Source organism: Phycisphaerae bacterium, assembly GCA_035384605.1.
Taxonomy (GTDB): Bacteria; Planctomycetota; Phycisphaerae; order UBA1845; family PWPN01; genus JAUCQB01.
The window spans coordinates 1-4,490 of the sequence record DAOOIV010000203.1 but is presented as its reverse complement, the minus strand read 5'-3'; the positions used below and the strand labels follow the sequence as shown (position 1 = coordinate 4,490).

3 protein-coding genes are annotated in these 4,490 nt (G+C 62.1%); 2 read left to right on the top strand and 1 reads right to left on the bottom strand.

The window, feature by feature from the left end; genetic code table 11:
• Window positions 1-62 precede the first annotated feature (62 nt).
• Entirely contained in the window at window positions 63-821 is a 759-nt protein-coding gene (gene nuoB / locus PLL20_21680) for an NADH-quinone oxidoreductase subunit NuoB (GenBank protein HPD32609.1), read from the top strand.
• A gap of 22 nt (window positions 822-843) precedes the next feature.
• On the opposite strand, the gene PLL20_21675 is transcribed toward nuoB, so the two are convergent.
• Complete coding sequence (locus tag PLL20_21675; protein ID HPD32608.1) at window positions 844-2,364, bottom strand: HEAT repeat domain-containing protein; 1,521 nt, start codon at window positions 2,362-2,364, stop codon at window positions 844-846.
• 512 nt (window positions 2,365-2,876) lie between these two features.
• Here PLL20_21675 and PLL20_21670 point away from each other — a divergent pair.
• A partial coding sequence (locus PLL20_21670; protein ID HPD32607.1) for a DUF6259 domain-containing protein occupies window positions 2,877-4,490 on the top strand: 1,614 nt, incomplete at its 3' end.

The following is a 4,490-nucleotide window of genomic DNA, read 5'->3' as shown; positions in this document are numbered from 1 at the left end:
CCTGGCGCTATCGCCAAGGCCATTCTTGCCTCGAAAGTGTTCAACTTGGGCTAGGAGTTGACATGCTGAGCATCCTGACCGCGCGTCTGCAGCAGAAACACCGCACGCTTGCCTACCCGGCGGCCGAGCCGGTTCTCCCGGATCGTCTTCGCGGCCGACCCACGATTGACGGCTCCAAGTGCGGCGACGGCTGCGATGCCTGTGCGCGCGTCTGCCCGACGCAAGCGATTAAGGCCGAGGGCAAGAGCACCAGCATCGATCTGGGCCGATGCCTCTTCTGCGCTGAGTGCGCTCAGGCGTGTCCGGCGGCAGCGGTCGCTTTCACAACGGAATACCGACTTGCAACACGTCGTCGCGACGACCTGGTTGTCGGCTCCGATTCCTACCGTTTGGCTGAAGCGCTGGACGCGCAATCGCGACGCCTGTTCGGCCGCTCCCTCAAGCTTCGCCAAGTCAGCGCCGGCGGCTGCAATGCCTGCGAGGCGGACCTCAATGTCTTGACCACTGTGGTATTCGATCTCAGCCGATTCGGCATCCAGTTCGTGGCCTCACCCCGCCATGCCGATGGGCTGGTGGTGACCGGTCCTGTGACCGCAAACATGAAGCAGGCTCTGCTCAAGACCCACGAGGCCACGCCGGCTCCCAAGCTGGTCATCGCGGTCGGAGCATGCGCCATTTCGGGCGGTGTGTACAGCAACCATGAGGAAGTGCTCGGCGGTGCGGCCGCCTGCTTGCCTGTTGACTTGTTCGTGCCGGGCTGCCCGCCCCATCCGATGACCATTCTCGATGGCATGCTCAGATTGCTGGGCAGGATCTCGTAGCGAAAGATCCCGCAACCAAGGTTCAGCCGGCGGCCGCCCCTGGGGCCGGCTGAGTGGTCGACTGAATCTGCTTGCGGAGATCGGCCAAGCTTGCGGCCCAGGCGGGACCGAGACGATCGGGTGGAACCGCCTGAGAGAATCTATCAAGGAAGGCCAAGACACCCAGGGGATCGGTCTTAGCCTTGTCGCGGGCATAATCGAGAACCTGCTCGGCGATGACCTGACGGGATTCGGGGGCAAGCTGAACCTCGGCCACCAGCCGAATTGCTTCGTCCGGGTAGGTGGAGATGACCTGCATGCGATCCTTAGGGATCATCCTCATGAAGACCGCCTGATACGCTTCCCAGGCTTTCTTCTGAACTGCGACGGAAAGCTCGACCTTGGGATCAAGCCGCGTTCTTAAGGGAACGAGATGTTCCGGTCGGCTACCCAAGTGGCCGAGGGCGGTCACTGCGGCCTCGCGGACACCGGGGTCTTGTTCGACGGCCAGTCGGTCGATGACGAGAGGCAATCGGTCCTCGGCGGGTTTGCCGGCGGCGCCGATTCCGCGGATGGCTGACTGGCGGATAGCCGGGACATACTCGTCTGAGCCCGCGTATTTGACGAGGACATCGAGAAACTCGGGGGCGGCAATACTGGCCATGGCGTCGATCACCGCGGCCCGAAGCTTATCGTCTCCGAGGCCCGCCTCGGCTCGTTGGAGCAGGGCCCGGGTGACAGGTTGGATATCGACAGTACCCGTCGAGGATTTGGCAAATTCGATCAGAGATGCCAGGGCTCCGGCGGCCTTGGCCGCGACGGAATCCGCAGGATCCTGAAGTCCCTTGAGACAAACGGGGATCGACGCGGGATTCTGCAGGTAGCCCAGCGCGTGGTAGATCAGTTCCTTGGTGGCGGGTGATTCCTCCTTGGCCAGCCGTTCTTCGAGCAGATGGGAGTCTTCCGGCTGCCGCAGGTCGCGAAGGATTTCGATTACCTTCCTGCGGACCGACTCTTCGGGGTCGTCGATCATGGTCCGCAATTGGGCAAGGATCACGGGGGCAGGCTCGACCTGTCTCTTCTTGAGGGCCTGATAGATGGCCTCCAGCGCGGTTTCACGCACGAATGAACGTCGTGAGGCCAGCCAGAGCTTCAGTCTCTCGGTGCGGTCGGCGTCGGTGGGAAGCAACGTATAGAACTCGCGAGCCAGGGTCACCCATTCGTCGATGACGAGTTGCCGGTCGATCTCCGCGAGTCGCTGATCGACAACGACGTCGCCCCTGTAGCCGGCCAGCGCCGCCACTGCCGCTTCACGAAGCGTGGGCTCCTTATGATCCAGCAGGGATAGCAGGGGCTGCCGGAAAAGAGAATCCTTGCTGCGGACTTCCGCGATGGCCTCGCAGACCGCCAGTTTGGCGGCTTCGTTGTTGCTGCTTGCGAGTATGGGCAGTAGAGCCTGCACGCCTTCAGGCGAGTTGAGTCTTAGAATCTGGACGGCGGCCTCGCGGCGTACCTTAGGATCGCTTTGCCCGGCGATCTTGAGGACCAGCTCGGCCAGCGTCACGGCATCGGAAGCAGCAGGACTGGAAGACGGGGCCGACTGGGTGGCGAGTGCGGCCGAGACTGTCGGACGCGTGACCAATAATGCGCAGACTAAAACTGACCAACAGAGGCGCCCAGCCACAGATCCCGGCCAGAGTTGTCGCAACGCTTTCCTGCCTCGCAGACGCCTTTTCACCGTTTCTTGTTCCGGAGCCCGTCGTGCCACCGTCCTGAAGTCTCGCTTCTACCCTGTCGCGGAAGAAATCGCAAGTCATCCGTCTTCAGAGAGCGCAAGTCCACCCGTTGGCCCGGCGCTGTTCGAGGTGTACGGCGGTCCGCAGCCAGACATCGAGGCTATTTTCACGAGCATCGGAAATCCGTCATGGGTGCAATCACTGGAATGAGTGGTCTGGCATTGGTCTTTCGGGCCGCTCTGCCGGCTGGTGCTGCCGGGTGACATGGTCAATAATAGGTCCGCTCAAGCCATAACCCTGTTTGGAACCGGCGGGTTCTCCAAGCGAAACGGAGGTTTCGATGCGACGATGTTGCGTTTTGGCAGCCTCTTTCCTGATTCTGGCGCGGGTCTCGGTTGTTGCGGGAGCCGAGCCGGGGGTCTCAGTTGACGGAAACAAGCTGACGGTGCGGACGGCGACAGTGGAGGCGGTGTTCAATGGCATGGCCGTTGTCAGCCTGACCAGCGCGGACGGCAAAGTGCAGTTTGTTGGACCAGAGCCTCCGGCGCACGGGGTGGACCTGTTTTACCTGAACGGCAACAACCTGGGGCAGGACAAGCATCAGCGGGTGAGCGTTCGGGAGATTTCTGCTCTGGCCGCCCGAATCGTGGTCGAGGGGGATGATTCGCACCGCTCGCTCTTGGTGGCGGTGGACCCGGATACGCACGATGTGCGCGTCACCCCGGACGGATTGTCCAGCCGGCGAGGGCTTCGTTCGGTTGGCTGGCGGGTGCCGTTTGCGGCTGAGAGCACGGTTATCCTGCCGGTTGTCAACGGGATGCAACTCAAGCCGCACCAGCCTTGGCCGGGAAATGGGCGGTTTCTGTGGCCCTACCAGTGGTGTGCCCAACTGGCGGTGGTCGAGCGGGATGGCGAGAGCCTGATGGTGCACTGTGAAGACACTCAGATGCGGTTCAAGGCCGTTCGGGTCACGCGGAACGGGCCGAAGACCGAGTTGTGCTTTGAGAGCGAGCCGACGGGGCCGTTATGGGATAACCGGACGGCCGGGGGCATCGAGTGGCGGATCAACGCATACAAAGGCGACTGGAAAGTGCCCGCCACGCGATACCGCGACTGGTTGTACAAGACGTACGACCTGGCCGAGAAACGCAAGCACCGACCGGCGTGGGTGGACAAGATCACGCTGGCCGTCTGCTGGGCGGACGCCGGCAGCGAGGCATTCCTTGACGCCCTGGCCGAGGTTCATCCTCCTGAGGAGACCCTTATCCACCTTTCGGGCAACTGGCGAAACGACAAGTACGACGTCAATTACCCCGACTACACGCCCAACGACAAGGGCCTGGGTTACATGGCCAAGGCTCGTAAGATGGGCTTTCATGTGATGCCGCATTTCAACTACTTCGCCATCTGGATGAAGCACCCGTTCTTTCAGGAGGTTCGCGACTTCCAGATTCGGTCGGTGGACCTCAACAGCCCCGAGGGCTGGTACTGGCCGCCGCAGACGTATGATTACACACGGATGGCCTACATCCACCCCGGGCTGGGGCTGTGGCGGGACAAGCTCGTCGATGTTCTGCTGGAAACCTGCGGGAAAATGGAGACCGACGCGGCGTTCATCGACCAGACGCTGTGTACCTGGAACACCGACAACGGCCAGGTTCAGGGGATGAACACCATCGAAGGGATGTGGCAGATGCAGGAGGAGTTCGCGGCGGTACGGCCGGGGCTGGTGCTGGCCGGAGAGGGGCTCAATGAGATTTCGTTTCAGAGGCAGTGCTTTGCCCAGGCGCATATTCCCGACGGCTGGGGCGATCTGGAAGCCAAACACCCCCAGGGCGTGCATCCGATCGGCTCGTTCCTGTGGGCGGGCCACACCCGGCTGATCGGCTATCACCATCTGAACCCGGACAACAAGGATTTCGATCTCGGGGTTGAGGTCTACGAGCGAATGGAC

Excerpts from the sequence above, each read along its gene's own strand:
- nuoB (HPD32609.1), top strand. The coding sequence starts at position 63 with ATGCTGAGCATCCTGACCGCGCGTCTGCAGCAGAAACACCGCACGCTT.